The sequence below is a fragment of the Candidatus Dedyshia acidiphila genome (assembly GCF_051025295.1).
Lineage (GTDB): Bacteria > Acidobacteriota > Terriglobia > Terriglobales > Acidobacteriaceae > KBS-83.
This window is the reverse complement of sequence record NZ_JBMGJV010000048.1, coordinates 1-26,591: the sequence shown is the minus strand read 5'-3', so window position 1 is coordinate 26,591 and position 26,591 is coordinate 1. Positions and strand designations below refer to the sequence as shown.

Below are 26,591 nucleotides of genomic sequence, written 5' to 3'. Positions count from 1 at the left end.
TTTTTTTTGGTCTTCTCTCTCGTCGCGGTCGGCCCGGCGGGCGCAGGTCTGTTCTCGACCGTCGCTTACAGCGTTGAGCAGCGCACGCGCGAGATCGGCATCCGGATGGCGCTGGGCTTCCAGCTTTCGCGAGTTCTCGTGGCGGTGCTCCGGGGTACTCTGCTGGCGACGATCTCCGGTGTCATCGTCGGTGTGGTCGCCAGCCTCTTGCTGAGCAACACGATCGAGCACTGGACCGAGAGCAGAACTCGCGATGCGCACGTCCTGCTGCTGAGCTCGCTGATATTCGTGTTCATCGCCGCCATGCTTGCGTGCCTGCTGCCTGCCTGTCGCGCGGTGTCAGTCAACCCGGTGGATGCCCTTCGCGCAGAATAGTCACTGCAATGCTGCTGCAATAAGTTAACGGGCGCAGCAAGGCCCAGTGCTGTGCTCGAAACCGCTTGCTGCCCGGGAGCCACCCGCAACGCGCGCCGGCAACTCCTACCAGGTATGTCGAACGCGAAACTCGCTGAGATGTCCGAGCCATTCGAAGAGGCCCTGGTGGAGCAGGCCGCAGCGCATGCATCCACACCAGCGCCGGGCCGGCTGTGGCGGCCGCGTCAGGTCATGATCACGCCGGCGGCTTACGATCTGCCACGCGGACGGGCCATGCTGGAACGAGCAGAGGCGCTCGGTGCGCGCGCGGTGCGGCTCACCGCGAACCGTCTGCCCAGCTTTACGGCCGAGACGCCTGGTAAGGCGTACGCGCTCGCCAAGGGCACGCTGGCGATCGTCGTGTCTCCGCCCGGCGCGCGCAAGCTGCAGCCGATACCGCCCTCTGCGGACTGGCAGTTTCACCTTGCGCAGGGCTGTCCCGCGCACTGCCAGTACTGCTACCTTGCCGGCTCGCTCAGCGGCGCTCCGGTGACGCGCGTGTACGCGAACGTGGACGTGATTCTCGACGGCCTGCGTGGGTATCTCGGCACGGGGCGGGTGACCTCGCGGTCACGCAAGCGCGCTGGTGAGGGCACGACGTTTGAAGCATCCTGCTACACCGATCCGCTCGGGATCGAGCACATCACCGGCTCATTGGCTGAGTCGATCCGCTTCTTCGGGGAGTGGGATGCGGCGGTGCAGTTGCGCTGGACAACTAAGTACGACGCGGTCGGCGCGCTGCTCTCGTTGCCACACAGCCGGCGTACGCGGGTGCGCTTCTCGGTCAATGCTGCAGGCGTCTCGCGCGACTTCGAGGGCGGCACGGCCCCGGTGACGCAGCGCCTGGGCGCGATGAGAGCCATGGCTCAGGCGGGCTATCCCGTCGGACTCACGATCGCCCCCATCATGCCGCTTGAGAACTGGCGTGAGCAGTATCGCGCCTTGCTTGATTTGGTTGCGACGGCGCTCGCAAGGGTTGCGGACGTCGATCTCTCCGCTGAGCTGATCACGCATCGCTTCACGCCCGGATCGAAGGAAGTCCTGCTGGGCTGGTATCCGAAGACCACGCTCGACCTGCGCGAGGAAGCGCGCGCCGAGAAGCGCACGAAGTTCGGCGGCTTCAAGTACGTCTACCCGAAGGACTCAATGAGCGAGATGCGCGCGTGGTTCGAGGCCACGCTGGCCGAGGTGCTGCCGGCCGCCAAGATCCTCTACTGGACGTAAGCGCTGCACTGCCGAATGCGCGCAAATCGGCGCCGTTGCGGCAAAAAGGTGCTTCAATAGGGCATTCATGCTCACGCCTGCACGCATTGCAGCGGCCCGCGAACGCATTCGCGGCGAGGTTTACTACTCGCCGTGTCAGCGCTCGCATGATCTCTCCGAGATGGCCGGACACCCGGTCTACCTCAAGCTCGAGAACCTGCAGCGCACAGGTGCGTTCAAAGAACGCGGCGCGCTGAATCGACTGCTGCAATTGACGCCCGAAGAGCGCGACCGCGGCGTGATCGCGGCCAGCGCGGGCAATCATGCGCAGGGTGTCGCTTTTCACGCAGCGCGTCTCGGTATTTGCGCCCGCATCGTAATGCCGCAGCCCACGCCGCTGGTGAAGGTCTCCGCCACACGCGGCTTCGGTGCGGATGTGATCCTCTACGGCGCGAACTACGACGAGGCCTGCGCCGAGGCGACGCGGCTGTGCGAGGCGCTTTCGCTCACCTTCGTACATCCGTTCGACGATGAAGAAGTGATTGCAGGGCAGGGCACGCTCGGTCTGGAAATCCTCGAGCAGGTGCCGGAGGTCGAGGCGATCGTGGTGCCGATCGGTGGCGGCGGCCTGATCGGCGGCATTGCTTGCGCGGTCAAAGGCGCGCGCCCGGATGTGGCCGTGATTGGCGTGCAGACCGAGCGGCTTGCGTCCATGCTGCATGCCATCCAGCAAGGCTCGCCGGTGACGCTGCCCGCGCGTGCCACGATTGCGGATGGCATCGCGGTGCGCCGAGCGGGGGAAACGACCTTCCCGCTGGTGCAGCGCTATGTCGATGAGATCGTCACCGTTGACGAAGAGGAGATCTCGAGCGCGATCCTGACACTGCTTGAGAAAGAGAAGACGCTGGCCGAGGGCGCGGGGGCGGCGGCACTCGCGGCATTGCTACAGCAGAAAACGCGGATCCGCTCCGAGCGCACAGTCGCGCTGGTGTGTGGCGGCAACATCGATGTCACGCTGCTCTCGCGCATCATTGAGCGCGGCCTGGCGAAGGATGGACGCCTGCTGCGAATCCGTGTGTTTCTGCTGGACCGGCCAGGCTCGCTGCATCAACTCACCCGCATCCTGACGGATTGCGAGGCGAACATTGTGCAGACCAGCCACAATCGCTCGTACTACGGCGTGAATCTTGGCGATACGGTGATTGAGATCACGCTTGAGACGCGCGGTGCCACGCATATCGCTGCCATCAGTGACGCGCTCTCCGGAGCGGGCTATCGTCACGAACGGGTGCATTGACGCCCAAAAGCAGAAAGGCGCCGCGGCGGCGGCGCCCTTCTGCAGACCCTCATCTGACTAGCTCATTCAGCAAAGCACAACAGAAAGCAATGGAACCAAGGCACACCGTCTCGCAACTGCGGAGTTGATCGATGCACTACTTCTTCGCGTATTCCTTGAGCTTCGAGAGGCTATCAAAATTCGATGCCTGCAGCAGCCCTGAGTTGCCACAGTTGTCGATCTCGTACGCGTTGTAGTCACGATGGAGGAAGAGCAGATACTGTTTGCCAGACTGCATCGGGAATTTGGAAGGGCTGTTCTCGCTGAACACGTGCACCACGTCGCGATCGACCATCTTGCCCTTGATGACCCGATCCACGTGGACGACGTAATCGATGCCGTCGAGATGAAACGAAGAGTCAGGCACCGGAGCCGCGGCTTCCACCGTGCCCACCAGCGTCGTGCCGGCGTCACGCAGTTCCTGGTTCAACGAGATCCGATTTGCCTGGCACTGGGCGAGGCAGGTAGCCGATGCGGCGGCGATTGCGAGCGAAACCAGCAAAGTTTTCATGTGTTGCCTCCCGTACTGCAATGCGTCTGTACTGCTGCGTGAGAGGAGAATCCCACGCGTTCGCCGATTTACCTAGCGAAAGCGGGGCAAACTACATCATCAATCCCTTACGGGCGACTACACTTCGCCCGGCCCTCAGCTCCGTGCAAATAGTACTTCCGTCATGTAATTGTGTCAGTAAAATAATTGCCATCATGCGTAAACCAAACAAACGGTGAGCCTTAATCGCAACCATTGTAGAAGTAGATAACGAAGAGATTACCCGGTTACCAAGAACTCTTTCCCGGAGCAACATGTCACCTCCTCCACCTTTGTGGTACGGCGATCCAACACGGTCTGTGTCATGGAGGCGAGTGCTTCGGGGTGTCCGGCAGGCCGTCGCGAACTACGGCTGGTGGCGGACAGCGCGTTCGGCCTGGCACAGCGTCCGCCGCCGAACTGCAGAGTTGCCGGACTCGGTCGATTGGCAGCCCACGGCCGAACATGCCTTCGATCGTGAGCACGGCACGGATACCAGCGGCCTGATTTTGGGTGAAGAGCTGCAAAGCGGCGCTGCGAGCGATCGGTGGAACACCGCCTACTACGGCATCGGCGTCTCCGTCTTCGGTCAGGTGCTCTCGCAGGTGCCCCGCACGCTGATGCGGGACGCGACTTTTGTCGATCTCGGCTGCGGCAAGGGCCGTGCGCTCCTGCTTGCCGCCAGCTATCCTTTTCGCGAAATCATCGGGGTCGAGATTGCCCCCTCGCTGCACGAGATCGCATGCGAGAACGCTGTCCGCTTTGCGGCGGCGCACCCGGCGGCGCCGCCGCTCCGCGTGCTGTTGGGCGATGCAGCCAGGTACGAGCTGCCGGAGGGGCCGCTGGTGCTCTACCTGTACCATCCATTCTGTCGGCCCGTGCTCGAGGAAGTCGTCGCAAACCTCGAGCGATCACAGCGCGTGCGGCCTCGCCCTCTCGCTGTCGTCTATATCAATGACGAATTGCGTGACGTGCTGGACGGTGCACCGTTTCTCCGTCTTCACTGGAGAGGGCGCGTCGTGATGGACGCGGTGGACAGGCTGGCGGATCGCGTCGGTTCGAGCGTGGAGGACAGCACCGTTTATCTGAGTGACTGATGCGCTCATCGTGTGTGCATCGCAACCAATGAGTTCTGTGAATACAAAGGAGAGCCGCATGAGCAGTGAAGTGAGCCTGGCGACCGCGCGTCGCGTGATCGCAGCAGCAGAGAAGAAGGCGCAGGAGATCGGTCAGCCAATGAACATCGCCGTGGCCGACGAGGGTGGAAACTTGGTGGCGCATGTGCGGATGGACGGCGCGTGGATGGGCTCGATCGACATCTCGATCAACAAGGCATGGACGTCACGGGCGTTCGACATCGCGACCAAAGACCTCGCCACGCATTCGCAGTCGGGCAGCCAGTTCTTCGGCATTCACGCGTCGAACCACGGCAAGGTGATGATCTTTGCGGGCGGCATTCCGCTGAAGAAGGATGGCCGCGTGGTCGGTGCGATCGGGGTCAGTGGTGGCTCCGGCGACCAGGATCACTCGGTTGCGGAAGCGGGCGCAGCAGCGTTCAGTTCATAATGCGTCCTGCCCCAGAGCGGCATGGCGAGCCTCGTCATGTCGCTTCTTGAGGCCAGGAGGGAAGCAGCCATGAGCCAGTCTTTAACGCCGTACCTGACGGTGAGCAATGCCGCCGCCGCTACCGAATTCTACAAACGTGCGCTGGGCGCAGAAGAACTGCGCCGGCATGGCGCGCCCGATGGCACGGGCCGGCTGATGCACGTCCACCTGCGGATTCATGGGTCGGACCTGATGCTTGCGGATGATTTCCCCGACCACATGGGCCGGAGCCGTACGCCGGAGACGCTGGGCGGTTCGCCCGTGACGCTTCATCTGCAGGTGGAGAGCGATGTGGACGCCATCTTTGCAGCTGCGCAAGCCGCCGGTGCAGTCGTCCGAATGCCGCTGATGGACCAGTTCTGGGGCGATCGCTACGGCCAGTTCACTGACCCGTTCGGGCAGGAGTGGTCGGTCGGCATGACCATCCGCAAAGTCTCCGAAGAAGAGCTGCACGAAGGAGCAAAGACCGGGTTCGAGCGCTCTGCAAAGTAAGAGGCGCGGCCTGGAGGCCGCGCCTTCTGAGAACGACCGCAGCGTGCATCAGGCCGAAACCTGCGCCGCTGCGGAGCTCTCGTCGACTCGGCTGTGACGGATCGCAGCTTCGACGCCGAAGGCGATCCCGCTGACCACCAGGGTCGAGATTACGTCATTGCGATAGAACGGGAGAGCCGCTGCATAGCAGGCGGTCAGGCCTCCAAAGCTGTGCGGGTACATGCCGGAGCCAGCCCAGACTGCATAATTGCTAACCGCAAAGAAGGAGCTGGAGCTAAGCAGCGCAGCGGAGACGACGCGCAGCACGCTGGTGCGCTCGCGCAGGAGTATCGAGCCGAGCACGATCGCGGCCAGATACCAGACCCATGTGATGAGGTACTCCTGCGCATGGAAGGCCATGCGGTAGGTGACGACGGTGAGGTAGTAGTCCGTCGCCATCAGCGGCAGCAGTGCCCAGATCGCTTGGCGCAAAGGCCGCGCGCGCCGAGATAGAGCAGTGAGCCACCCACCGCGGTGAAGTTGAACCAGCCGGCATGCGGGAGCAGGCGGCTTGCGATGGCGATCACAATCAGGACGAACGCTGCCATAAATACCTCAGAGCTCCGGAGCGGCTTGCGACAGATGCCGGTGAGCGTCCCTTATTTTACCGCGCTACTCCTGCGGTTTGCCGTTCATCAGCATAGCTTCGACTTGTCCATTGGGCGCCACGAAGACAGTCCCGTAGAGCAGCCGGCTGTCGGCGGGATTGCCGAAGAGGTCGAAGAAGCCGTAGCGCATGTCCGTAAACTCCACCCGATGCAGGCTCTCGGTGGCGTCTTCCTTGGACGTGGGGCTCGGCCCAGCCTTTGCGGCGTCGGGCGGCGTGCCAACTCCAGTGTCTTCGACCAGCGGGAACTGCGACCAGCTCAGGTAGGTGCGGCCCAACCAGGATTGCTTGGCCGCAGCGACCGCGGGTGTGACCGCCGCCTTGTAGTGCACGTTATTTTCCTCGACGTCGACCGTGTCGGCGCGGGTGTGCACATCAGCGAGGTGGTAGTCGTTCTCCGTTTCGACGATCCCGCTCCAGTGAAACGGATTGACAGGGAGCGGCTCTGCAGCCACGCGGAGCACGCGGCTGTCGAACGCAGTCTGTCGCAGCAGTTTCAGCGCGCGCGCGTGTTCCCCGGAGCGAACCGCGTAGAGCAGTGCCACACCAGTGAGCGCGGTCAACGCCCAGCCGCGTCCGCGCAAGACGCTGCGTCGCTTCGCCGCGATCTCGCGATCTACCAGACCCAGCAGAGCGGGCGCCAGCAGACCGGCGACCAGCAATGCGAACAGTACCGGCTCAAAGATGAAGACAATGTCCCACGAGTACCAGGTCCAGCGGAAGGGCGCGAACGGCCGAATGCCGTAGCTGTTGGTGAAGTCCAGCAGTATGTGGCTCAGCACGGCAAGTAGTGCGTAGATCCAGAGCCGCCACCAGACGGGAGGAACCGGCGGCCGCCCTCGTCGCAGGCGATCGAAGCACCAGCAGAAGAGCACCACCGCAAGCGCCACGAGCGGAGCGCCGACGAACGTGTGCGTCATGCCGCGATGGTGTTGGAACTCCGCAACCGGTCCGCGCAGCTTCCAGAGCATGTCCAGGTCGGGCGCTTCGGCGGCCAGCGTCATGGCGAGCGTCGCGTAGGCAGTGCGGCGATTGAGACCGGCGCGCGCAAGGCATGCGCCGGTAAGCATGTGGGTGACTGGTTCCATGTTGTTGAAGTGGACGAGAGCAGGATACCGTCTCGCAGCCGATTGCGATGCGTGAATACAAACTGCTGTTCGACGTGCCTTTGGACACGTGATCGCATCTTTATAATCCAGCACGATGCCGAGCCAGCGAAGTGACACGTCGACCAAGGGCAGCGCCACCGCAATTACGGCGGCAAAGACGGAGGCACTGCGCGAGACGATCCGCCATCACGAGCACCTCTATTACGTGCTCGACGAGCCGAAGCTTGAGGATGCGGCATTCGATGCGTTGATGCGCGAGCTGAAGGAGATCGAGGCACAACATCCGGACTGGATCACGCCCGATTCGCCGACGCAGCGCGTGGGCGGCAAGCCCAAGGAGGGTTTCGCGAAGGTGCCGCACTCGCGGCCCATGCTGTCGCTGGACAACGTAAACACACCCGAGGAACTGGCGGATTGGGATCGCCGGGTGCGCGCGGTCGCAGGCGCAGATGCGGAGGTCGCGTATGCGACAGAGCTGAAGCTGGACGGTCTTTCGCTGGCGCTGCACTACGAAGCCGGCCCGCGCCACACAGCCGTGTTGGCCCGCGCTATCACGCGCGGCGACGGCACGATCGGCGAAGACGTGACCAGCAATGTACGCACCATCCGGTCCGTCCCGCTGTCGATCTCCGAAGAGAAGTTGCGGGAGAGCCGCCTGCCCGTGCCCTTCGAGGTGCGCGGCGAAGTGGTGATGCCGATGTTTGCATTCCTCCGGCTCAACCAGGAACGTGAAGCGCTGGGGCAGTCGCCAGCGGCCAATCCTCGCAATGCAGCGGCGGGTACCATCCGCACGGTCGAGCCGAACATCGTGGCGCAGCGCCGGCTCGATTTCTATGGCTATTTCGCGCTCCAGCTCGCTGATGGCGCGCAAGGCGAGCCGGCATTCGCGACACAGATCGAGACGCTCGATGCACTGACCGCGGCTGGCTTCCGCGTGAACCCACACAGGCAGGCGCTGCACGCGCTGGAAGATCTGAACGCATTCGTCGCGAAGGCGGAACTGGATCGTGCCTCGCTCGGCTACGAGATCGATGGCGTGGTGATCAAGGTGGACAGTGTTGCGCTGCAGAAACGGCTCGGTTTCACCGGCAAGGCGCCCCGCTGGGCTGTGGCCTACAAGTTCACGGCGCGGGGCGGGGTGACGCGCCTCGAAGACATCACAGTGCAGGTCGGGCGCACCGGCAAGCTCACCCCGGTCGCCGTGCTCAGTGCGGTGTCGATCGGTGGCATCACGGTGACCCGCGCCACGCTGCACAACGCGGACGAGATCGAACGACTGGGCGTGAAGATCGGCGACTTCGTACGCGTGGAGCGCGGTGGCGACGTAATCCCGAAGATCGTCGAAGTTGTCGAGGACGCGGAGCACCCGCGCGGGCACAAAAGCTTCTCATTTCCCAGCCATTGTCCGGTGTGCGGTAGCGACATCGTGCGCACCGAGGGCGAGGCAGACTACCGCTGCGTCAACGTAGACTGCCCGGCACGCCTCCGCGAGAGCCTGCTTCACTTCGCGTCGCGCGGCGTCATGAACATCGACGGTATGGGCGAGGCGGTGGTCACGCAATTGATGGAGCGCGGGCTCGTGCGATCGATCGCCGACCTGTACATGCTGACCAGCGAGACGCTGCTGACGCTCGAGCGCATCGGGCAGAAGACGGCAGATGCCCTGATCGCGGAGATCGAGCGATCAAAGCGCGAACCGCTCGATCGCGTGCTCTTCGGGCTCGGAATCCGCTTCGTCGGGGAGCGCACGGCACAGTTGCTGGCGGATGCGTTCGGGTCCATGGATGCGCTGCTCGCGGCAAATGTTGAGGACCTGGAGCGCATTCACGAAGTCGGCCCGCGGGTAGCGGCTGCCGTTTACGAGTTCTTCGCCGAACCGCGCAATCGCGAGCTGATCGAGCGGCTGCGGAGTGCGGGGCTTACCTTCACGGCGGAGAAGCGCAAACGGTCAGCGAAGCTTGAGGGGCTTACGTTTGTGCTGACTGGCACGATGCCCACACTCTCACGCGAAGAGGCCAAAGAGCGCATCGAAGCAGCAGGGGGCCGCGTGTCGGGCTCCGTGAGTAAGAAGACGAGTTACGTGGTCGCCGGCGAAGACGCAGGCTCGAAGCTCGAGAAGGCACGGGAGTTGAAGGTGCCGGTGATCGCCGAACCTGAATTGCTGGAGATGCTGGGATGATGCGAGGCTTGCTCTCGATCGTATTGCTGGTGGCCGCACCCGCACTGGCGCAGACGATGCCTGCCGGTACAGGCGGCTATTGGAAGCTGGCGAAGACGCTGCCGGAACATCCGGCTGCCACTGCGGCTTCCTGCGCTGCGAGCCCCGCGTTCTTCGGCAAGCCGGCCAAAGGTTCGCGCGTTCTAATGAGCGATCGCAATATCGTCTGGAACGATGCGTCGGCGACGGACCCGCAGCCCATGGTGCGCACTCTCTCGCCCGATCAGTTCAACGAGAAGTACGGCGGCGCAGGCGCGACTGCCGATAAGCTCGGCCTGCGCAGCGATGCGATCGAAGTGATCCAGCTCGGCGCGCCGGGCACGCTGCCGTTCGACACGATCGTGGTCAAAGACCCGAGCACACTGCTGTTCGAGCGCTGCGGCTCGTTCATGGAAGCAGTTCACTCCGGTGGCTTCGTCGCGCCGCCGCTTCCGCGCTAGCTCCTACTGCGGAGCGAAGTAGCCCGTGCGCGCATGCACAGCGTACCCGCCGCGCAGACACGTCAGATAGATCGTGCGAAACGATCCATCTGCGTGGAAATCGGCCGGCTTATACGTCAGAGAATATTGCGAGCGCAGCTCTTCTTCCACGCGGTGGAACTCGTTGGCGATGTCCTCCACCTTCTGCGGGAAGAAAGCACTGCCACCGGTAGCCGAGGCCATCTTGGTCAGCACCTCGTCGCCACGCTCGCGCGTGGGGCTGGTGTTCGTGCTGATGCTGTAGATCGTCGTCTCCGCGCGCTGGCACATCTTGATCGCATCGTCGAGATACGCACGGCTCTGGTTATCATCGCCGTCGGACAGGATGATCAGCGCCTTGCGCACCTCTGCGTTCTGCGGGACGCCATTCAGCATCTGATCGCGGCACGCCTTGTACACAGCGTCATAAATAGCGGTGCCGCCCCCGGGGCGCAGGCGCGTGAGGCCGGTCTCAAGCAGGTCGGGGTTATTTGTAAATGGCTGCGTGACATACGAAGTCACATCGAAGCCCATGATGAACGCGCGATCGGTACGCGGTCGCAGGATGCTCTGCAGAAACTCGGTCGCCGCTTGCTGCTCGAACTTGAAGCGTGAGCGGATCGATGTGCTCGCATCGACCAGCAGTCCGACGCGCAGCGGCTGGTTGGTCTGCTGCGTGAACTTGTACACCTGCGCGGGCGCGCGCTGATTGTCGAGCAGCGCAAAATCCTGCTGCTGCAGATTGTTGATGAAGTGCCCGTGGCGGTCGGTGACAGTGAACGTCAGATCGACTTCGCTCACGTTGGTGCGCAGTGTGTAGGTGCCCTGATCGTCTGAGGCTGCGGTGCCGGGCTGTGCATCCTGAGCCGCCGGCGCGGTGGGCTGGGGACTCTGCTGCGGAGCTTGGGCCGTGGGTGTGGGTGTCGTGGCCGGCCTGACAGGCGCAGGCTGCGGCGTGGGCCTCGCTGGTGCGGGGACTGCTGGCGCGCGCGTGCCGGGCGCATCCGGCAGGTTGGGCGAGCTTCCCGTCGTCTGCGCCATCAAAGGACTTACGGCGAGCGCGGCGACAGCGCATGCAAGAAGAAGCGCAGAGAGGGGCCGACGCGATAGAGCGCGGGCCGGAGCGTTCGGGCGCACAGAACACACGGACGCGTCAGGGAAAACGAAGTCACTCATGGGGGCTGGGCTCATTGTATGCGGTCCTTCGGCGCGGAGACTGGCTCGACCGCACCGGTCAGACTCTGAAGAAACAACGTCAACTCCTGGGGCAGCGGCGCAGTCAGCGACAGCGTCTTCCCCGTGGTCGGATGCGGGAAGGCCAATTCTGCAGCATGCAGGAAGTTTCGCGGCAACGTGAGCGTGGGCTCGTCCTGCTCGGTCTGCCTGCGACGGCGCGGTGTCTGGGCGCTGCCGCTCACAGGGGCGTGCCGCAACACCGCGGGCGCGCCGTACAGCGTGTCGCCAACAACAGGAAATCCGATGGACGAGAGGTGAACGCGAATCTGGTGCGTGCGGCCTGTTTCGATGCGCACCGAAACGAGGGTGAACCGGCCAAACGGCGACTGGATGCGTTCAAGCACGCGGTAGTGGCTGATCGCAGAGCGCCCATCGTCTCGCCGCGTCGTCATCCGGGTGCGCCGTACCACGTCGCGGCTGACCGGTGAGTCAATTGTGCCCGTGTCGGTGGCGATATTGCCGTGCACCAAGGCAAGATAGCTCTTCCGGACCGCGCGCCGCGCGAACATGTCGGCCAGCTTGGCGTGTGCCTTGTCGTGCTTCGCAACCAGCAGCAGGCCGCTGGTCTGCTTGTCCAGCCGATGCACAATGCCGGGCCGCAGAGCACCTCCGGTGGACGAGAGCTCCGTGAAATGGTGCAGCAGTGCATTCACCACGGTGCCACGCTGGCGCGCGTCGTCGGTGGACCCGGAGCCGGCGTGCACCATCATGCCAGCCGGTTTGTTGATCACAGCCAGGTCGTCGTCTTCGTAGATCACATCGAGCGCGATGGCCTCGGGCACCGCATGCAGCGGCCGCGGCTCAGCCTCGCCGGTCACGGACATTGCTTCACCACCGCGCAGTTTGAAGCTCGCCTTTGTCGGCTTGCCCGCCAGCAGCACCTTGTCTTCTGAGAGCAGCCACTGCACGCGAGCGCGGCTCACACCCAGCACTTCGACCAGGAACTGGTCGAGGCGTCGGCCAGCTGCGTCGGCCGGAACCACAAGTTCGCGCAGCGTTGTCTCTGTTGGTTCAGGCATGCTGATGCTCCCCTCTCGGCCGGATGTCCAGCCATCCGATCGCTCCGACTGCGACCAGCAGCATGCCCATGGCCTGGCCCATGGTGATGGCGTGCAGCACCACCGGCGCGTCGAGATAGTCGCCGCTTAAGGGTGCCATCAGATAGCGGAGCACGCCTTCCGCGATGAATGCGGTGCCCAGCACTTCCAGATCGCGCATGCCGCGCTGCATGCCGATCAGCAGGAGCGCCGCGAGAGTGAAGTGCGCCATCGCCATGTAGATCTGCACTGGGTGCAGCGCGATGCCCAGCGGCACGCCCGCAGTCCGCGCCGCAAAGCGGCTGGTATAAATTGCGCCCCAGGGCAGCAATGTCTGCGTGCCGTAGTGAGTGCCGGCGGCGAAGTCGCCAATGTCGAGAATACCGGCAGCAAGCGCGATCGCGGGCGCGCTCGTTGACGCGGCCTGGAGCAGCGGCACGCGTGCCCGACGGAGCGAGACCGCGCAGGCCACACAGGCGATCGCAACTCCCCATGCAGCAGCACTGCCGGCGCGCATGGTGCCTGCTGTCAGGACGAGCAGCGGCGCCGTGAGGAAGCCGCGCCAGTTCTCAAGGATGACAGCGAGCCGCGAGCCGAGCACGATCGCGAGCACTGCAAGGAATCCAGCATTCTGAATGGCGGGGAGGGGAAGTGCGCGTCGACGCGCGATGCTGGTCCACAGCGTGAGACCGCACGCAACCGCCACGAGTGCAAGCACACCGTAGGTGGAGATGACGAACGCGCCGAACTCAAGGAATCGCGGGTACATGGGCTGAGCAGCTAGGCCCCTTTAACCCGGCGGAAGAGAAGTGAAAACCGACCCACGGGGCCGTGCAGTGCGCGCTGGTGAACCCGTCCTAAGACGGTGGGACTCTCCGTAGCTCTTTAGGCATTCCGGACTGGCGGACACTGCACACCGAGCCAAATTGTCGAGTCGAGTCCCTGTTCAATGAATATAGGTTCTACCAGCGTTAGCTCCGCACCTGCTTTGCAGGCCGGTTTCTGTTTCGGATGCTATAGAGGGCCGTCGCGCTTTGCAAGTCACCATCGTGGGATCGACGTGCAACTCACTTCACTGCCACGAAACATGCTGTTCATTCGTGCGGTGAGCCGCTGCCGGCGCGTTCTTCTTCGCGAAACAATTCATCGCTGAACAACACCTCGTTCACATCCGACTCCTCTTCGATGCTGCGCACCGACTCAGGGATTCGCCGTGATGGATGCACGCCGAGCGTGCGCAGCATCTCCGCCTGCCGCACGAGGTTGCCGCGGCCGCGGCTCAGCTTTGCGAATGCGGCATCGTAGGTGTGCCGTGTGCGCTCGAGCTGCGTGCCGATCGCGCTCAGGTCCTCGACGAACGCTGCGAACTTGTCATAAAGCTGCGCACCGCGCTCGGCAATCTCGCGGACGTTGCGGCTCTGCTCCTCCTGCTTCCACAAGTGGGCCACGGTGCGCACGACGAACAGCAGCGTGCTCGGGCTGACCAGCAGGATATTTTTCTGCCACGCATGCAGCCACAGATCTGGATCGCTCTCGATGGCGAGCAGGAATGCAGGCTCGATGGGCACGAAGAGCAGTACGCAATCCAGCGTCTCAAGCCCTGGCAGACGATGGTAGTCACGCGCCGCGAGCCCGCGAATGTGCTCTTTCACGGACGTCAGATGACGCGCGTTGGCCGCACGGCGTGTCGCCTCGTCTGCTGTGTTCGCGTATTCGTTGTAGGCGATCAGCGAGACCTTCGCATCGATCACCAGCGTGCGCTCACCCGGCAGATGCAGCACCACGTCCGGCTGCCCACGGCTGCCGTCGTCCCGCGCGACGGTGTGCTGGACTGTGTACTCGTGGCCGCGGCGCAGGCCTGCGGCTTCGAGGATGCGCTCGAGCACCAACTCGCCCCATTGGCCCTGCTGCTTCGCTGAACCCTTCAGCGCGTGCGTCAACTGTCGCGCCTCGTCGGCCAGCCGCTGATTCATGGCGAGCAGGGAACGCACCTGCTCCGCCAGCGCGCTGCGCTCCTTGGCCTCCTCGACGTAGACGTGCTGCACGCGTTTGTCGAACTCCTCGAGTCGCTGCTTGAGTGGGTCGAGCAGCGGTCGCAGGCTGGCCTGGCTGTGCTCGGTAAAGCGGCGGGACTTCTCCTCGAGCAGGTCGCTGGCCAGCGAGCGAAATTCGTGGCCCATGCGGTCGCGCGCGTCGTCCCACAGCGCCAGCCTCTCCTCAAACCCGCGGCGCTCCGCCTGCAATGTGGCCGCCATTGCGGCGGTGCGGCGCGCTCCCAGCAGGTAGCCCAGCGCCGCGCCCGGCAGCAGGCCCAAAAACGCTGCGACCAGCGTGTGCAGATTGGCATCCATCATGGAAGTAATGATGAGGACTGTACCGGGTTTTGCCATGGATCGCGCGGCGCACCGATGACCGGGGTCACCTGCCTTTACACCCCCTCGACCCCTCGGTAGACTTGGGAGCTTGAGACCGGCTCCAGCGCCGAGCGTTGCCCCTCCGGGTACGTGCGGTTCCTTGTTCCAACCCTGCTAATCTCAAAGGTATTCAGTTCATTCGATTTAAGTGTTCGAGGAGAAGCGCATGGCGGCAGTAGACGAGAAAGTCAAGCAGATCATCGTGGAACAGCTCCAGGTCGACGAGGCCGAGGTCACCCCCAGCGCCTCCTTCCAGGAAGACCTGGGCGCCGATTCGCTCGATGTCGTCGAGCTGGTAATGCAGTTTGAAGAGGCCTTCGATATGGAGATTCCCGACGAAGACGCCGAGAAGATCAAGACCGTCAAAGACGCGACTGAGTACATCGAGAAGCACGCGAAGGGCGGGAAGTAAACTTGCAACGCGATCGACGGGTGGTGGTGACGGGGCTTGGCCTCCTTGCCGGCCCCGGCAAGACAGCGCCGGAGCTGTGGACGAACCTGCTTGCAGGCAAGAGCGCGATGGCCCCGATCACGGGCTTCGACGCGACAAACTTCCCCGTCACCTTTGCCGCCGAAGTTAAGAACTTTGACCCGCTGCAGTTCATCGAGAAGAAGGAATCGCGCAAGATGGGGCGGTTCATTCACTTCGCCCTGGCCGCCACGGCAGAGGCGATGCAGCACTGCGAGCTGAAGGTCACGCCGGCCAATGAAGAGCGGGTGGGCGTGCACATCGGCTCGGGTATCGGCGGGTTCGACATCATCGAGCGCGAGCACAGCAACATGCTCAGCGGCGGCCCGCGCAAGATCTCACCCTTCTTCATCCCGGCTGCGATCGTGAACCTGGCCGCCGGCCAGGTGAGCATTCGCTACGGCGCGAAGGGACCGAACGAGGCGACCGCAACGGCCTGCACGACCAGCGCTCACTCGATCGGCGATGCGTACCGCATCATCGAGCGGGGCGACGCCGATGTGATGATCGCGGGCGTGCCGAGGCGGCCATCACGCCGATGGGTGTCGGTGGATTTGCGGCCATGAAGGCGCTCTCCACGCGCAACGACGATCCGGAGCATGCGTGCCGGCCCTTCGACAAGGATCGCGACGGCTTTGTGGTTGGCGAGGGTGCGGGCATCCTGATCCTCGAAGAGCTGGAGCATGCAAAGGCGCGCGGTGCCAATATCTTGGCCGAGATCGTCGGCTATGGCATGAGCTCCGACGCGTACCACATGACCGGCATGGCGGCTGAGGGCGAGGGCTGCTTCCGCGCGATGCGCAATGCGCTCCGCTCGGCCAATCTCGAGCCGGACAAGATCGATTACGTGAACGCGCACGCTACCTCGACGCCCCTGGGCGATGCCCTTGAGTCGGCGGCGATGAAGAAGCTGTTCGGCGAGCGTGCACTCTCCGGCAAGATGCTGGTCAGCTCGACAAAGTCGATGACGGGCCATCTGCTCGGCGGAGCTGGCGGCCTCGAGGCCGGCATTACGATCATGGCGCTGCAGAATCAGATCGCGCCGCCGACCACCAACCTGGCCAACCAGGACCCCGCCTGCGAACTGCATTACGTGCCGAACACCCCCGTAAAGCACGCCATGGAGTACGCATTGTCCAACTCCTTCGGCTTCGGTGGCACCAATGGCTCGCTCGTCTTCCGCCGCTGGAACGAGTAGCCGCACCCCTCGCATCACCGATTCGTACCAGCCTCGACACCTCGTCCCGCCGTGCAGCACAACCTTCTCTGCGTGCCGGGGTCTCCATGGCCGTTGTCGCCATTCCTGCGAGGTCTCATGCAACGACGCTGGCTCTTTGTCCTTCTTGCTTTGCCGCTGACCCTTGCCGGCTGCGGAGACACCCGGCCGGTCTACGGGCCGCCACCTCCGCCACCTCCCGAGCTCAGCTATCAGGAAGTGCACGATCTCGGCTTCCGCGATGGCTTCAACGCCGCGCGGCATGACATCGAGACCAATCAGCCGCCCGGTCCGCCGCGGCACGAGCGCTTCCGCAACCCACCCGTCCCGCCCCCTGCCTGGGAAGACTACCGGCGTGCCTTCCGCGAAGGCTACCAAGCCGCACTGCACCCGAACGGACCGCCACCCGGCCCTTGAGCTCAAAAAAAACTGCCGCCACGAGAGCATCGTGACGGCAGTGAAGTTCTGGGCCAGCAGTGACGGTTTGAGCGGCAGTCGTTCGGGCTTTCGTTCAGTTTGGGTCCAGCCACGGAGCGTTGCGATCTATCGGGTGCCGTTGGGCAGCAGGGTAGTCGCCTTCGCGCCGGCTACATCGCTGGCGCCGTTCCCGTAGGAGCGGTACACCGAGATGTGGAAGCAGGATTGGTGGAACTCTTCTTCGACGTCCAGCTTGCCCGCGGTCTCAAGTGGCAGCAGGTAGGCGCGCATCCAGGCCACTTCAGCCGGGCTGAGGCCCTTCTTCGCGATATCCACGGCAGCGCCCGTCAGGTGGGGCGATGCAACGTCGCCCTCGGCGGGCGCGGCGTTGCCGTTGATGTGCAGCAGATGGCGCTGATACTCGATCGTGCGCACGGCTGAATTCACCTGCAGGGGCCGGTGGAAGCGCTCATAATGCTGGCGCGCCATATCAGCCAGAAACCTGCCGGTCCAACTGCGGCAGTAGCGACGATTGCGCGGCAGGCGGTCATCGACCCGCAGGGCTGCCGTCTCGGGCAGCAGTACCAGGCTGCCGGTACGACGCAGCGCATCCAGGTCGCTGTCGTCCTTCACGCGCAGCAGGCCGTCCTGTTCGGCGCGTGTGTTCTGGCGAACCAGGGATTCATGGCTGCCACGCAGCGGCGGCAGATTCATTGGCGCGAGCGGACGTTCTGTCATGGCGAGCGAGGCAGTTTCAGAAGAATCTGCCGTCTCTTCGCCGCTGGCGACGCGCCTGATCTCTTCACGGGCTGCCTGCTGCACGGCGGCTGTGCCGTGACGGCGGGCATGCTTCAGCGCGCGCGCCGTGTGCGGATGCACGTGGTGCTCGCGCCGGCGGCGTGCCGCGTGTGCAGGCCGCAGCCGCGGATGTGCCGCATGGAGCGAGGCGTGGCTCGCCGAGGCATGATGATGGACCGCGAACGCCGGCGCGGCCGAGAGGGCCAACCAGAGCATCGCGACCAGGCAGGACAATGCAGCCGGGACTGCGGAAGAAAACCGAAATTGAAATAGACGACGCATGCTCGAGACGAGGTGCGCGGAGACGCCAGAGAGCACCATCGTAGACGCCTTATCGTGGCATGCAGAGTGCCGAGAGCGGTACTCAACCAAAGAGCTATACAGGCTCCGCGTTCTCCGCCGACATCGTCCCTGCCGCCGTTCGGCAGCGCACGCTGATTTATCCTGAGCCAGACCATGCCCGATGTCGCGATCCCCGAACTGCGTGGCTATGACGACGCCTCGCTCGACCACGCCTTTGCCTCGCTCACCCAAGATCTCGAGCGCTCGGCGGCAACGCTCGCCAGTGGCGACGCGGTCGAACAGTTTCGCCTGGAGTGGCTGGGGCGCAAGCAGGGCCGCCTGAAAACAGTCAGCGACGCATGGCTGAAAACAGCGCCCGTGGAGTCGCGTCGCGCGCTGGGGCAGCGATTCAACACGCTCAAGGAGCGCATCGAGCAGTTGCTGAGCGACGCCGCCCTGGGCAAGCAGACCAGGGCGACCGGCTCGGCCATTGATGTCACGCTGCCCGGACGTCGTCCGCAGATCGGCGCAGAACACCCCGTGCTGCGCGTCTGGCATGAGGCGGTGCGTATCTTCGCGGCGATGGGCTACTCGGTCGGCACTGGCCCCGAGGTCGAGACCGACTATTACAACTTTGAGTCATTGAACTTCCCGCCCAACCACCCGGCGCGCGACACGCAGGATACGCTCGTGATCGCGAACCAGGAGCGCAAGCCCCTGCGCGACCGCCTGCTGATGCGCACCCATACGTCACCCGTGCAGGTACGAACCATGGAGCGGCAGCCGCCGCCGGTGCGCCTCATCATCCCCGGCAAGGTGCATCGCAACGACGCCGCGGATGCGACCCACTCGCCGATCTTCCACCAGATCGAGGGCCTCTGCGTCGACAAGGGCATCACCTTCGGCGACCTGAAGGGCACGCTCGACTATGCAATGAAAGCCTTCTTCGGCTCCAACGTAAAGACGCGATTCTTTCCCTCCTTCTTCCCGTTCACCGAACCCAGCGCGGACGTGCAGATCTCCTGCATCTTCTGCGGCGGCAAAGGCTGCCGGAAGTGCAAGCACTCCGGCTGGATCGAGCTGCTCGGCTGCGGCATGGTCGATCCGGCAGTCTTCGGCTTCGTCCGCGAAAAGCAGCCCGCCTATGATCCGGCAACGATCTCCGGCTTCGCCTTCGGCATGGGCCTCGACCGCATCGCGATGATGAAGTACGGCATCAGCGACATCGGCCTGCTGTTCTCGGGCGATGTGCGGTTTCTGGAGCAATTCGGCTGAGGCCGCTATGAATATCCTGTCTTCCTGGCTCCGCGCTTCTCTTCCTCCACTGCCCGTCGATGACGCCACGCTCGCCGACGATCTGACGCTTCGCGGCATCGCCGTCGAAGGTGTTTTCCCGGTCGAGTCACCCGTCGGTGGCTCGCGGTTCGAGATGGACATCACCACCAATCGCGTCGACGCGATGAACCACTACGGCATCGCGCGCGAGGCGGCTGCGGCCTACGGAGTCGCACTGGCGCCGCTCGCGCCGGCGTTGCCCGCTGCGCGGGCCGGTTCGGGCTACCCTGTGCGCATCGAGGCGCGCGATGGCTGCGGCCGGTTCACTGCGCGCATCCTGCGCGATGTGCGCATCGGCGCGTCACAGGGCATCGTGGCAGAGCGGTTTGCCGCGTTGGGTCAGAAGCAGATTCTGAACGCTGTCGACGCGTCGAACTACGTCCTGCTTGCGATGGGCCACCCCACGCATGCCTTCGATCTCGACAAGCTCGAGGGGGCAGTGGTCGTGCGTCGCGCGCGCGTTGGTGAGCGCCTGAAGACCCTCGATGGTGTCGACCGTACGCTGTCCGCGGACGACCTGGTCGTCGCCGATGAGCGGAAGGCGCTTGGGCTGGCTGGCGTGATGGGCGGCTGGGATTCGATGATCACCCCCGCCACGCGCAACGTGCTCGTCGAGGCGGCGTGGTTCGATCCTGCCATCGTGCGGCGGATGAGCCGCCGTCACGGCATCCACTCCGATGCGTCGCACCGCTTCGAGCGTGGCGCAGACTTCGCCGCCGCCCCGCTTGCCTCCGCGTTGGTGAGCGAGATCATCCTCGCCTCAGGCGGCTTCCTCGAAGGCGAGATGGTTGATGTGATCGTGCCCGAACTGGAGACACGCATCGCGCATCGTGCGCCCGTCGCGTTCTCCGTGCCGCGCTGCGCGCAGTTGCTCGGCGCCACCGAGAGCGGCCCCGGCATTACGGACGAGGTCGCCACCGCCGTGCTGCGTTTGCTCGGCTGCACGCTGAGTGAAACGAGCCCCGGCCAGTACGCCGTCACGCTGCCGACCTGGCGGCTCGATCTCGAGCGCGAGATCGACCTGGTCGAAGAGGTCGCGCGCGTCTACGGCTACAACCGCTTTGCGAACACGCTGCCCACGTTCACGGGTACCGTGGTCGAGCAGCCGCACGCCCCGAAGCTTCTCGCCGTGCGCAGCATCCTGCTTGCGGCCGGGTATCACGAGGCGGTCTCCTCCACATTCTGTTCTGCCAGCGACGCAGCGACGTTTGCGGCGCAACCGGGCAGTGTCGTGCCCATGGGCAACCCGCTCAGCGAAGAGGCCGGCGTGCTCCGGCCATCGCTCGTCCCTGGCATGCTGACCATGCTCGGGAACAACCTGAATCGCAACGTCGACGATGTGCGGCTGTTCGAGATCGGTACCGTATTCACCGGCTCCACCGAGCGCGTCGATGAAGCGCTCGGTCTCGCCTTCGGTGCGAGCGGGCTTGTGCATGACGGCCTGCATGGCGCGCGCGCGTTCGACTTTTACGATGCCAAGGGGCTCGTGGAGGAGCTCGCCCGCCGCTTCGGCCATCGCTCACTCTACTTCGACACCTTTCCGCCGGAGACAGGCCTTGTCCCGCGCTGGCTCAACCCGGCGCGCAGTGCGCGTTGCGTGATCGACGGCGCCACCGTGGCGTGGTTCGGCGAAGTCAGCCCGGAGGAGAGTGCGCGCCGCAAGCTGCGCCAGGCGGTCTGGCTGGGCGAAGTGCATCTTGAGCGGCTCTTCCGTCTCACGCTGCGCCAGGCTGCGACGCGGGAGCTCTCCCGGTATCAGCCGGTGCGTCGCGACTTCTCGCTCGTCTTCCCGGACGCGGTGCACTGGGACGAGGTGCAGTCCGTGCTGGCCTCGCTCGCGATCGATGAGCTGCAGGAGTACCGGCCAGCCGAGATCTTCCGCGATCCGAAGGGTCGCACCGTGCCGGCAGATCACTATTCGATGTTGGTCGCGACCACCTTCCAATCGGTCGATCGCACGTTACGCGAGGACGAGTTGCAGGACTGGTCCGGACGGATCGTGCGCGCGCTAGAAGCCTTGGGCGGCCATCTGCGCGGCTAGCATCCGCCGCCGTGGGCAGGCGCAATTTGGAACAGTCGTTCCGATCTGAGTCTGCTGAGGTATCGCCGACGGCACACATATGCACAGCGTTCGAATCGAAGCTGGCGAATGCCATTCGCTTCGGGGATATACTGCGGGCAGGAACGAACCACTTCCCCCCAAGCAGTGAGGTTCGATGGCGACGGCAGCGATGGATGTATCGGCCCTGAATACGGCTCCGGATGCGGAGGCACTCGCAACAGCAGACTTTCAGGCATTGGAGCAGCGCGTCATGCGCGCCGTGGAACTGCTGCGGGCAGAGCGCGACGCACACAGCGCGGCAAATGCCCGCATCGCCGAGTTGGAGCGGCACTCGGCTGACCTGGAGCACCAGCTGACCGTTCAGCAGCAGCAGCGGTCAGAACTCGAACAGCAGCACGGGGCTCTCGAGCAGCGTCGCACCGAACTGGAGCAGCGGCGCACCGAGCTGGAGCACCGGCTGAATGACATCGAGCAGCAGCTTGGCGGCAAGAGCGAGCATGCCCAGCGCCTCGAAGGCGAGCTCGAACACCTGCAGCAGGAGCGCGATCAGGTGCGCGGTCGCGTGGAACGGCTGTTGCGGCATCTCGATGAATTCACGGCCTGATCGTTCCGGAACAGCAGCACCATACGGCAGCAGAGGAGAGCGTCAGCCACGCATGAGCGAGAGCATAAACCAGGGCGTCACTGTCGAAATCTACGATCAGCCGTACCACCTGCGCGGCGAGGACTCGGTCTACATCGAGTCGCTGGCCTCGCTTGTCGACGGGAAGATGCGCGCCGTGGCTGCCCAGGGAACGACGGTGGACTCGCTGCGCGTGGCCGTGCTCGCCGCCCTGAACATTGCCGATGAACTCCGCACCATGCAGGCCCGCTACCGTGCGCTGGCCGGCAGCGTGAACCATGCCGAGACGGCGCTCCGCAATCGCGCCAGCAACCTCAACGGGCTGCTCGATGCGGTGCTGGACGAGCGCCGCACCGGCTAGTCCTTCCTGCTCTTTCAGCGCTCAGTTTTGCCGGGAACCGACGACCGGGAATCCTCGCCCGGATCCTTCTCGGTGTGCTCCGGGCCACCTGCAATGCCCGTGTAGCTGCCCGTCCGGTGCAGGCCGGAGCTCTCGTCCACAGGGGGCTTGCGCTGGCCTTCCTGCACTGACTTCTCCAGCTCTTTTCGCTGCTGCTTCACCTGCCCGCCGCTCACGTAGTGATCTTCCGGCTCCGTGTTCGCGACCGAGGTCGGCGCGCCTGGCGTGGTGGGTGTCGCGTCAGGCTTCACCTGGGTCTTGCTGCTGGTATCGCTCATCCGCATTCTCCTCAGGGTTCCTGAGTGTGATGCGGCGGAGCGAACGAACCCCCTCCCCGGGTGAACGCTCTTTAGCGCAGTGCCGCGTGCAGCCGCTGCCAGGTCTGGTCCAGCAGCTCGGGCAGGATCCGGGTCTCGCTCACCGTGGTCAGGAAATTGGTGTCCCCCATCCAGCGGGGCAGCGCGTGCAGGTGGAGGTGGCCCGCCACCCCGGCGCCAGCGGCCTTGCCCTGGTTTAGCCCCAGGTTCAGCCCTTCCGGCTTGTAGGTCGTTTCCAGGGCGGCAGCCACGCGCTGCGCCAACGCCATCATCTCCTGCGCGGCGGCGGCGGGCAGTGCGCTCAGCGCCGCCAGATGCGCGTAGGGCACGACCATGACGTGGCCGGAGCTGTAGGGAAACGCATTCAGGCAGACGTAGCAGTGTTCGCCCCGGAGCACGACGTTGGCCGCGCGATCCGCGTCTTCAGCCGAGGCGCCGTGCGCCACAGCGTAATCCGCGGCGGCGATCAGGTTGCAGAACACGCAGTGGTGATCGCCCGGCCACGCGGCGAGGGCAGGGGGCACGCCTTCGCGAGTGCCTTCGGCGCCGGCGTCCTTGGGCTGGGTGACGTAGGCGTAACGCCACGGCGTCCAGAGGTGATCCATAGCGCGAGTATAGGGGTGCCGCGGCGGGCCGGGCGCGATGCACGAAACGTGGCGGGTCTCGCGAATTTACGCGGTATTGACATAAGCATTTCCATGTCAAGTGTTGTTTGACGCACCTGTACCCGGTTGCTACACTCATGAATGAAGCCACGTCTGCTGGATTCGTGGGCACGGCTTCCACTGCGATCCCTGCCTAAATCCGAAGCCTAGGCACTCCCCTTTGGAGACCTGGTGAGTGAGCCCCCGTGATGCGGAGCGGTTCTCTCTCAGGCAAGGCGGACCCGCCTTCCGGAACAAAGACAGTGCGTCGCAGCGATTGCCCTGGGTTCGCCACCACCAGGAGCTGAGGCGATGCAAGTGCGCCGGCACAACACAGCCGGAGCTCGCCCGCAAGGGCCTCACTCCCCGCAATGGCTTGCCTGGCCGGCGGTTGCCTTCGCAGCCCGGCGTGAGCCGCGGCAGAAGGTGGCGGCGCCGATCGGATCCGGAGCTGTTGCTATGCCAAACGCCCAAACTCACGACACCGAGAGCACACCCCTGAACACGCATCTGGAAGCCCCAACGCTTGATTCCGCGACGGATCACGAGCAGCCGTCGACCGACTCCACCCACAACCACCAGTCTGCCGGCGCACCGTACGCCGGGACTGAGCACGCCTCCCCAGCCGCCCATGCCGAACGTGCAGATGACGACATGAGCATGGAGGACTTTGCCGCTGCCCTTGAATCCTTCGACCGCGAACAGGCCGCTGAGGCTGCCATTGCCCAGGGAGACGAGAACAACATCGTCCAGGGCACGGTGGTGAAGATCACGGACAAGCACGTGGTGGTGGATGTCGGCCTGAAGAGCGAAGGTCTGATTCCGCTGGAGCAGGTGACCGACCACACCGGCCAGTCCAAGCTGCAGCCGGGGGACCAGGTTGAAGTGGTGGTGGAGCGTGAGGAGGCCGAAGGCGGCTACCTGCTGAGCTATGACAAGGCACAGCGCCACCGCGTCTGGGACTCGATCGAAAAGGCCTACAACGACAAGGTGCCGATCACGGGCACGGTCGTCGGCCGCGTCAAGGGCGGTGTCACCGTCGATATCGGCATCAAGGCGTTCCTGCCTGGCTCGCAGCTTGAGATCCGGCCGGTTCGCAACCTGGACGCCTACATCGGCCAGCCCATCGACGTCCGCGTCATCAAGCTCAACAAGAAGCGCGGCAACGTGGTCGTCTCCCGCAAGGAGATCCTCGAAGAGGAACAGAACTCCAAGCGCAGCGCCACGCTCGAGCACCTGGAAGAGGGCGCGATCCTGAACGGTACGGTGAAGAACCTGACCGACTACGGCGCGTTTGTCGATCTGGGCGGCATCGATGGCCTGCTGCACATCACGGACATGTCGTGGGGCCGGTTGACCCACCCGCGCGACCTGGTCAACGTCAACGACGAGATCCAGGTGAAGGTGCTGAAGTTCGACAAGGAGAAGCAGCGTGTCTCCCTCGGCTTCAAGCAGCTCACGCCGGATCCGTGGCTCGATGCCGTGGAGCGCTACCCGATCGGTGCGCGCGTGCGCGGCCGTGTCCTCAGCGTTACGGACTACGGTGCGTTCGTCGAGCTCGAGCAGGGCATTGAGGGACTGGTTCACGTCTCCGAGATGACCTGGTCGAAGCGGATGAAGCATCCGTCGAAAATGGTCAAGCCGGGTGACGAGGTCGAGACAATCGTCCTCGCCGTGAACCCCAATGACCGCCGCATCTCGCTCGGTATGAAGCAGCTCCTCGAGAACCCGTGGGAGCACCTCTCCGAGCGCTACCCGACCGGCGCCATCGTCGAAGGACGCGTGCGCAACCTGACCGACTTCGGTGCGTTCATCGAGATCGAAGACGGCATCGACGGTTTGGTGCACGTCTCGAACCTGAGCTGGACCAAGCGCGTGAAGCATCCTTCCGAAGTCCTCAAGAAGGGCGAGAAGGTGCGGGCAGCCGTGCTCGGCGTGGAGGCGGAGAATCGCCGCCTGTCGCTCGGCATCAAGCAGCTCCAGCCGGACGTGTGGGAGACCTTCTTCGATCAGCACCGTGTCGGTGACGTGGTGAAGGGCAAGGTTCTGCGCACCGCGCAGTTCGGCTCCTTCGTCGAGATCGCCGAGGGCATCGAGGGTCTGTGCCATGTCTCCGAAGCAACGGACATGCTCGGCCAGGCAGTGAAGCTTGATGCGGGTCAGGAATACGACTTCAAGATCATCAAGATGAACCCGGAAGAGAAGAAGGTCGGCCTCAGCCTGCGTGCGGTGGGCGAAGAGGGCAGCCGTGCCGATGTCGAAGCCTACAGGAGCCCGACTTCGGCCCCCGCGGGCACGACCACCTTGGGCGACCTGATGAACTGGAAGCGCGGCGAGTAAAGCAAACTCACCGGAAACAACGAAGGCCGCCTCTCGGGGCGGCCTTCTCTTTTGCAGCAATGAAGCGAGCGCACTCTACGATCACATCTGCTGCGAATCTTGATCGAATGGAATGCTGTGGACCGGACGGAGGCGGAATCGAGGTTCAGCGTGCTCAAAACCGCGATCTTTACTGCTGGCACTGTTCTGCCGCTTTGAGTCGATTCCTTTTGACCTGGCGTTCCGGTGCGGCCCCAAATCTTCACTGCGCGATCATCGCTATCCCTATGCGTGGCGGGAATTCTGCCTGTTGTCGGAGTCGCACGGAGCAGGCGGATCTGATTCGCTCAGCCTTCGAGCTTCAGCGTAATGTCGAACACTTTCTTGTTATCGAAAGCGCTGACGCCCTTTTCTTTCGATTTGTGGCCCTGGTAGTCGGCCCAGACCGTGTAGTTAGCGTCGGAGCTGAGCTGGCCGAAGCGGAAGGTGCCGTCGTCGGTGCTGATGTAGGTGCGCACTTCGAGCGTCTTCGCATTCTTCAGGTACACGATCGCGCCCTTCACATTGCTGCCGTTATCTGCCTCTACATGCCCCTGCACCACGCGTGCAGCCGACTGCTGCGCGAGGGCAGCAGCGGGCCACAGCAACATCGCAGGCACTGCAGTCAGCACCAGGCCTAGGGAGAGTGGGGCAGCGATCCATCGCACAGCACGGTGCAAACGCTTACTGGGCATGCTTACTCCTCTTCATCTTCATGCGGCTCTTCGTCTTCATCATCGTAGCCCTCATCCTCCACCTGCGATAGCTGCAGGGGTTCGGTGGCTACGACTTCAAACTCGGTTCCGCACTCTTCACACGCGACGACGTCGCCTTCTTCGACATCATCGGTGTCGATCACGAGCGCGTTTTCACACTCTGGACATGCTGGCATTTCCTGCCCTCCAGGCTAGGAGAAATCTTACGAGTTGATGATGGCAGTTGGATGTACCGTGGCTGCCAGCCGCGCCTTTTTT

At 64.1% G+C, this 26,591-nt stretch carries 28 protein-coding genes, 1 other RNA gene and 1 pseudogene; 16 read left to right on the top strand and 14 right to left on the bottom strand.

Annotation, left to right across the window (positions count from 1 at the left end; all coding sequences use genetic code 11):
- The 3 genes from AC5IJH_RS16090 to AC5IJH_RS16080 all read left to right on the top strand — a co-directional run.
- A partial coding sequence (locus AC5IJH_RS16090; RefSeq protein ID WP_491903849.1) for an FtsX-like permease family protein occupies positions 1–375 on the top strand: 375 nt, incomplete at its 5' end.
- 138 nt (positions 376–513) lie between these two features.
- The gene (locus AC5IJH_RS16085; RefSeq protein ID WP_491903848.1) at positions 514–1,638 is read left to right on the top strand and encodes a spore photoproduct lyase family protein; all 1,125 of its coding nucleotides are present in this window, start codon (positions 514–516) and stop codon (positions 1,636–1,638) included.
- 67 nt (positions 1,639–1,705) lie between these two features.
- Positions 1,706–2,914, top strand: coding sequence for a threonine ammonia-lyase (locus AC5IJH_RS16080; protein WP_491903847.1), 1,209 nt, complete (start codon positions 1,706–1,708; stop codon positions 2,912–2,914).
- Between the two features lie 136 nt (positions 2,915–3,050).
- On the opposite strand, the gene AC5IJH_RS16075 is transcribed toward AC5IJH_RS16080, so the two are convergent.
- Positions 3,051–3,464: a hypothetical protein gene (locus tag AC5IJH_RS16075; RefSeq protein ID WP_491903846.1), complete on the bottom strand. Its 414-nt coding sequence runs from the start codon at positions 3,462–3,464 to the stop codon at positions 3,051–3,053.
- Between the two features lie 353 nt (positions 3,465–3,817).
- Here AC5IJH_RS16075 and AC5IJH_RS16070 point away from each other — a divergent pair, with 353 nt between their 5' ends.
- The 3 genes from AC5IJH_RS16070 (at position 3,818) to AC5IJH_RS16060 (ending at position 5,579) form a co-directional block, all read left to right on the top strand.
- Complete coding sequence (locus tag AC5IJH_RS16070) at positions 3,818–4,579, top strand: class I SAM-dependent methyltransferase (protein ID WP_491903845.1); 762 nt, start codon at positions 3,818–3,820, stop codon at positions 4,577–4,579.
- A 58-nt stretch (positions 4,580–4,637) separates the two neighbouring features.
- Complete coding sequence (locus AC5IJH_RS16065) at positions 4,638–5,048, top strand: GlcG/HbpS family heme-binding protein (protein ID WP_491903844.1); 411 nt, start codon at positions 4,638–4,640, stop codon at positions 5,046–5,048.
- Positions 5,049–5,117: 69 nt separating this feature from the next.
- Complete coding sequence (locus AC5IJH_RS16060) at positions 5,118–5,579, top strand: VOC family protein (RefSeq protein ID WP_491903843.1); 462 nt, start codon at positions 5,118–5,120, stop codon at positions 5,577–5,579.
- Positions 5,580–5,627: 48 nt separating this feature from the next.
- Here the strand turns inward: AC5IJH_RS16060 and AC5IJH_RS16055 are convergent, their stop codons facing one another.
- The 3 genes from AC5IJH_RS16055 to AC5IJH_RS16045 form a co-directional block, all read right to left on the bottom strand.
- Complete coding sequence (locus tag AC5IJH_RS16055; protein WP_491903842.1) at positions 5,628–6,017, bottom strand: DUF6580 family putative transport protein; 390 nt, start codon at positions 6,015–6,017, stop codon at positions 5,628–5,630.
- Positions 6,017–6,166 (bottom strand): hypothetical protein, encoded by a 150-nt coding sequence (locus AC5IJH_RS16050; RefSeq protein WP_491903841.1) that lies wholly within the window; start codon positions 6,164–6,166, stop codon positions 6,017–6,019. The genes AC5IJH_RS16055 and AC5IJH_RS16050 overlap by 1 nt, the downstream gene beginning before the upstream one ends.
- A gap of 64 nt (positions 6,167–6,230) precedes the next feature.
- Positions 6,231–7,313 carry a metal-dependent hydrolase gene (locus AC5IJH_RS16045; protein ID WP_491903840.1) on the bottom strand — a complete coding sequence of 361 codons (1,083 nt, stop codon included), beginning with the start codon at positions 7,311–7,313 and terminating at the stop codon, positions 6,231–6,233.
- A gap of 115 nt (positions 7,314–7,428) precedes the next feature.
- Here AC5IJH_RS16045 and ligA point away from each other — a divergent pair, with 115 nt between their 5' ends.
- Together ligA and AC5IJH_RS16035 are read left to right on the top strand one after the other, a co-directional pair.
- The gene (ligA, locus tag AC5IJH_RS16040; protein ID WP_491903839.1) at positions 7,429–9,513 is read left to right on the top strand and encodes an NAD-dependent DNA ligase LigA; all 2,085 of its coding nucleotides are present in this window, start codon (positions 7,429–7,431) and stop codon (positions 9,511–9,513) included.
- Positions 9,510–9,992: a hypothetical protein gene (locus AC5IJH_RS16035; protein WP_491903838.1), complete on the top strand. Its 483-nt coding sequence runs from the start codon at positions 9,510–9,512 to the stop codon at positions 9,990–9,992. The genes ligA and AC5IJH_RS16035 overlap by 4 nt, the downstream gene beginning before the upstream one ends.
- Before the next feature lie 3 nt (positions 9,993–9,995).
- Here AC5IJH_RS16035 and AC5IJH_RS16030 read toward each other — a convergent pair whose 3' ends face one another.
- From AC5IJH_RS16030 to AC5IJH_RS16010, 5 genes are all read right to left on the bottom strand, one after another.
- A complete protein-coding gene (locus tag AC5IJH_RS16030; protein ID WP_491903837.1) occupies positions 9,996–11,186 on the bottom strand; it encodes a VWA domain-containing protein in 1,191 nt (396 codons plus the stop codon).
- An 11-nt stretch (positions 11,187–11,197) separates the two neighbouring features.
- Positions 11,198–12,265: an RluA family pseudouridine synthase gene (locus tag AC5IJH_RS16025; RefSeq protein ID WP_491903836.1), complete on the bottom strand. Its 1,068-nt coding sequence runs from the start codon at positions 12,263–12,265 to the stop codon at positions 11,198–11,200.
- The gene (locus AC5IJH_RS16020; RefSeq protein WP_491903835.1) at positions 12,258–13,052 is read right to left on the bottom strand and encodes a prolipoprotein diacylglyceryl transferase; all 795 of its coding nucleotides are present in this window, start codon (positions 13,050–13,052) and stop codon (positions 12,258–12,260) included. Before AC5IJH_RS16020 ends, AC5IJH_RS16025 begins: the two co-directional genes overlap by 8 nt.
- A 45-nt stretch (positions 13,053–13,097) precedes the next feature.
- A non-coding RNA gene (gene ssrS / locus AC5IJH_RS16015) (6S RNA) lies at positions 13,098–13,283 on the bottom strand.
- Between the two features lie 94 nt (positions 13,284–13,377).
- Positions 13,378–14,637, bottom strand: a complete 1,260-nt coding sequence (locus AC5IJH_RS16010) for a DNA recombination protein RmuC (protein ID WP_491903834.1) — start codon at positions 14,635–14,637, stop codon at positions 13,378–13,380.
- 226 nt (positions 14,638–14,863) lie between these two features.
- Between AC5IJH_RS16010 and AC5IJH_RS16005 the strand changes: the two genes are divergently transcribed.
- The 3 genes and pseudogenes from AC5IJH_RS16005 to AC5IJH_RS15995 all read left to right on the top strand — a co-directional run bounded on the left by AC5IJH_RS16005 (position 14,864) and on the right by AC5IJH_RS15995 (position 16,799).
- Positions 14,864–15,109 carry an acyl carrier protein gene (locus AC5IJH_RS16005; RefSeq protein ID WP_020708133.1) on the top strand — a complete coding sequence of 82 codons (246 nt, stop codon included), beginning with the start codon at positions 14,864–14,866 and terminating at the stop codon, positions 15,107–15,109.
- A 2-nt stretch (positions 15,110–15,111) separates the two neighbouring features.
- Positions 15,112–16,364 (top strand): annotated as a pseudogene (fabF, locus tag AC5IJH_RS16000) (beta-ketoacyl-ACP synthase II).
- 117 nt (positions 16,365–16,481) lie between these two features.
- A complete protein-coding gene (locus tag AC5IJH_RS15995) occupies positions 16,482–16,799 on the top strand; it encodes a hypothetical protein (protein ID WP_491903833.1) in 318 nt (105 codons plus the stop codon).
- 126 nt (positions 16,800–16,925) lie between these two features.
- Here AC5IJH_RS15995 and AC5IJH_RS15990 read toward each other — a convergent pair whose 3' ends face one another.
- Positions 16,926–17,918 (bottom strand): DUF5715 family protein, encoded by a 993-nt coding sequence (locus AC5IJH_RS15990; protein ID WP_491903832.1) that lies wholly within the window; start codon positions 17,916–17,918, stop codon positions 16,926–16,928.
- 135 nt (positions 17,919–18,053) lie between these two features.
- Between AC5IJH_RS15990 and pheS the strand changes: the two genes are divergently transcribed.
- The 4 genes from pheS to AC5IJH_RS15970 all read left to right on the top strand — a co-directional run bounded on the left by pheS (position 18,054) and on the right by AC5IJH_RS15970 (position 22,259).
- Positions 18,054–19,154, top strand: coding sequence for a phenylalanine--tRNA ligase subunit alpha (pheS, locus tag AC5IJH_RS15985; protein ID WP_491903831.1), 1,101 nt, complete (start codon positions 18,054–18,056; stop codon positions 19,152–19,154).
- Between the two features lie 7 nt (positions 19,155–19,161).
- Entirely contained in the window at positions 19,162–21,255 is a 2,094-nt protein-coding gene (gene pheT / locus AC5IJH_RS15980; protein WP_491903830.1) for a phenylalanine--tRNA ligase subunit beta, read from the top strand.
- Between the two features lie 175 nt (positions 21,256–21,430).
- Positions 21,431–21,880: a hypothetical protein gene (locus tag AC5IJH_RS15975; protein ID WP_491903829.1), complete on the top strand. Its 450-nt coding sequence runs from the start codon at positions 21,431–21,433 to the stop codon at positions 21,878–21,880.
- Between the two features lie 52 nt (positions 21,881–21,932).
- Positions 21,933–22,259 (top strand): cell division protein ZapA, encoded by a 327-nt coding sequence (locus tag AC5IJH_RS15970; protein ID WP_491903828.1) that lies wholly within the window; start codon positions 21,933–21,935, stop codon positions 22,257–22,259.
- 14 nt (positions 22,260–22,273) lie between these two features.
- On the opposite strand, the gene AC5IJH_RS15965 is transcribed toward AC5IJH_RS15970, so the two are convergent.
- Both AC5IJH_RS15965 and AC5IJH_RS15960 read right to left on the bottom strand, forming a co-directional pair.
- Positions 22,274–22,576, bottom strand: a complete 303-nt coding sequence (locus AC5IJH_RS15965; protein WP_491903827.1) for a hypothetical protein — start codon at positions 22,574–22,576, stop codon at positions 22,274–22,276.
- 71 nt (positions 22,577–22,647) lie between these two features.
- Complete coding sequence (locus AC5IJH_RS15960) at positions 22,648–23,220, bottom strand: HIT domain-containing protein (protein ID WP_491903826.1); 573 nt, start codon at positions 23,218–23,220, stop codon at positions 22,648–22,650.
- A gap of 498 nt (positions 23,221–23,718) precedes the next feature.
- On the opposite strand from AC5IJH_RS15960, the gene AC5IJH_RS15955 reads away from it, so the two are divergent.
- Positions 23,719–25,599: a 30S ribosomal protein S1 gene (locus AC5IJH_RS15955; RefSeq protein WP_491903825.1), complete on the top strand. Its 1,881-nt coding sequence runs from the start codon at positions 23,719–23,721 to the stop codon at positions 25,597–25,599.
- A 326-nt stretch (positions 25,600–25,925) separates the two neighbouring features.
- Here AC5IJH_RS15955 and AC5IJH_RS15950 read toward each other — a convergent pair whose 3' ends face one another.
- A complete protein-coding gene (locus tag AC5IJH_RS15950; protein WP_491903824.1) occupies positions 25,926–26,312 on the bottom strand; it encodes a carboxypeptidase-like regulatory domain-containing protein in 387 nt (128 codons plus the stop codon).
- 2 nt (positions 26,313–26,314) lie between these two features.
- Positions 26,315–26,509: a hypothetical protein gene (locus AC5IJH_RS15945; protein WP_491903823.1), complete on the bottom strand. Its 195-nt coding sequence runs from the start codon at positions 26,507–26,509 to the stop codon at positions 26,315–26,317.
- Between the last annotated feature and the right edge of the window lie 82 nt (positions 26,510–26,591).

Coding starts and splice junctions, on each gene's coding strand:
- ligA (WP_491903839.1), top strand. CDS start 7,429: ATGCCGAGCCAGCGAAGTGACACGTCGACCAAGGGCAGCGCCACCGCA.
- AC5IJH_RS16035 (WP_491903838.1), top strand. CDS start 9,510: ATGATGCGAGGCTTGCTCTCGATCGTATTGCTGGTGGCCGCACCCGCA.
- AC5IJH_RS16005 (WP_020708133.1), top strand. CDS start 14,864: ATGGCGGCAGTAGACGAGAAAGTCAAGCAGATCATCGTGGAACAGCTC.
- AC5IJH_RS15965 (WP_491903827.1), bottom strand. CDS start 22,576: ATGAGCGATACCAGCAGCAAGACCCAGGTGAAGCCTGACGCGACACCC.
- AC5IJH_RS16025 (WP_491903836.1), bottom strand. CDS start 12,265: ATGCCTGAACCAACAGAGACAACGCTGCGCGAACTTGTGGTTCCGGCC.
- AC5IJH_RS15960 (WP_491903826.1), bottom strand. CDS start 23,220: ATGGATCACCTCTGGACGCCGTGGCGTTACGCCTACGTCACCCAGCCC.
- AC5IJH_RS16060 (WP_491903843.1), top strand. CDS start 5,118: ATGAGCCAGTCTTTAACGCCGTACCTGACGGTGAGCAATGCCGCCGCC.
- AC5IJH_RS15990 (WP_491903832.1), bottom strand. CDS start 17,918: ATGGTGCTCTCTGGCGTCTCCGCGCACCTCGTCTCGAGCATGCGTCGT.
- AC5IJH_RS16065 (WP_491903844.1), top strand. CDS start 4,638: ATGAGCAGTGAAGTGAGCCTGGCGACCGCGCGTCGCGTGATCGCAGCA.
- AC5IJH_RS16080 (WP_491903847.1), top strand. CDS start 1,706: ATGCTCACGCCTGCACGCATTGCAGCGGCCCGCGAACGCATTCGCGGC.
- AC5IJH_RS15995 (WP_491903833.1), top strand. CDS start 16,482: ATGCAACGACGCTGGCTCTTTGTCCTTCTTGCTTTGCCGCTGACCCTT.
- AC5IJH_RS15970 (WP_491903828.1), top strand. CDS start 21,933: ATGAGCGAGAGCATAAACCAGGGCGTCACTGTCGAAATCTACGATCAG.
- AC5IJH_RS16055 (WP_491903842.1), bottom strand. CDS start 6,017: ATGGCGACGGACTACTACCTCACCGTCGTCACCTACCGCATGGCCTTC.
- AC5IJH_RS16020 (WP_491903835.1), bottom strand. CDS start 13,052: ATGTACCCGCGATTCCTTGAGTTCGGCGCGTTCGTCATCTCCACCTAC.
- AC5IJH_RS15950 (WP_491903824.1), bottom strand. CDS start 26,312: ATGCCCAGTAAGCGTTTGCACCGTGCTGTGCGATGGATCGCTGCCCCA.
- AC5IJH_RS16050 (WP_491903841.1), bottom strand. CDS start 6,166: ATGGCAGCGTTCGTCCTGATTGTGATCGCCATCGCAAGCCGCCTGCTC.
- pheS (WP_491903831.1), top strand. CDS start 18,054: ATGCCCGATGTCGCGATCCCCGAACTGCGTGGCTATGACGACGCCTCG.
- AC5IJH_RS16010 (WP_491903834.1), bottom strand. CDS start 14,637: ATGATGGATGCCAATCTGCACACGCTGGTCGCAGCGTTTTTGGGCCTG.
- pheT (WP_491903830.1), top strand. CDS start 19,162: ATGAATATCCTGTCTTCCTGGCTCCGCGCTTCTCTTCCTCCACTGCCC.
- AC5IJH_RS15945 (WP_491903823.1), bottom strand. CDS start 26,509: ATGCCAGCATGTCCAGAGTGTGAAAACGCGCTCGTGATCGACACCGAT.
- AC5IJH_RS16030 (WP_491903837.1), bottom strand. CDS start 11,186: ATGAGTGACTTCGTTTTCCCTGACGCGTCCGTGTGTTCTGTGCGCCCG.
- AC5IJH_RS16085 (WP_491903848.1), top strand. CDS start 514: ATGTCCGAGCCATTCGAAGAGGCCCTGGTGGAGCAGGCCGCAGCGCAT.
- AC5IJH_RS15955 (WP_491903825.1), top strand. CDS start 23,719: ATGCCAAACGCCCAAACTCACGACACCGAGAGCACACCCCTGAACACG.
- AC5IJH_RS15975 (WP_491903829.1), top strand. CDS start 21,431: ATGGCGACGGCAGCGATGGATGTATCGGCCCTGAATACGGCTCCGGAT.
- AC5IJH_RS16045 (WP_491903840.1), bottom strand. CDS start 7,313: ATGGAACCAGTCACCCACATGCTTACCGGCGCATGCCTTGCGCGCGCC.
- AC5IJH_RS16075 (WP_491903846.1), bottom strand. CDS start 3,464: ATGAAAACTTTGCTGGTTTCGCTCGCAATCGCCGCCGCATCGGCTACC.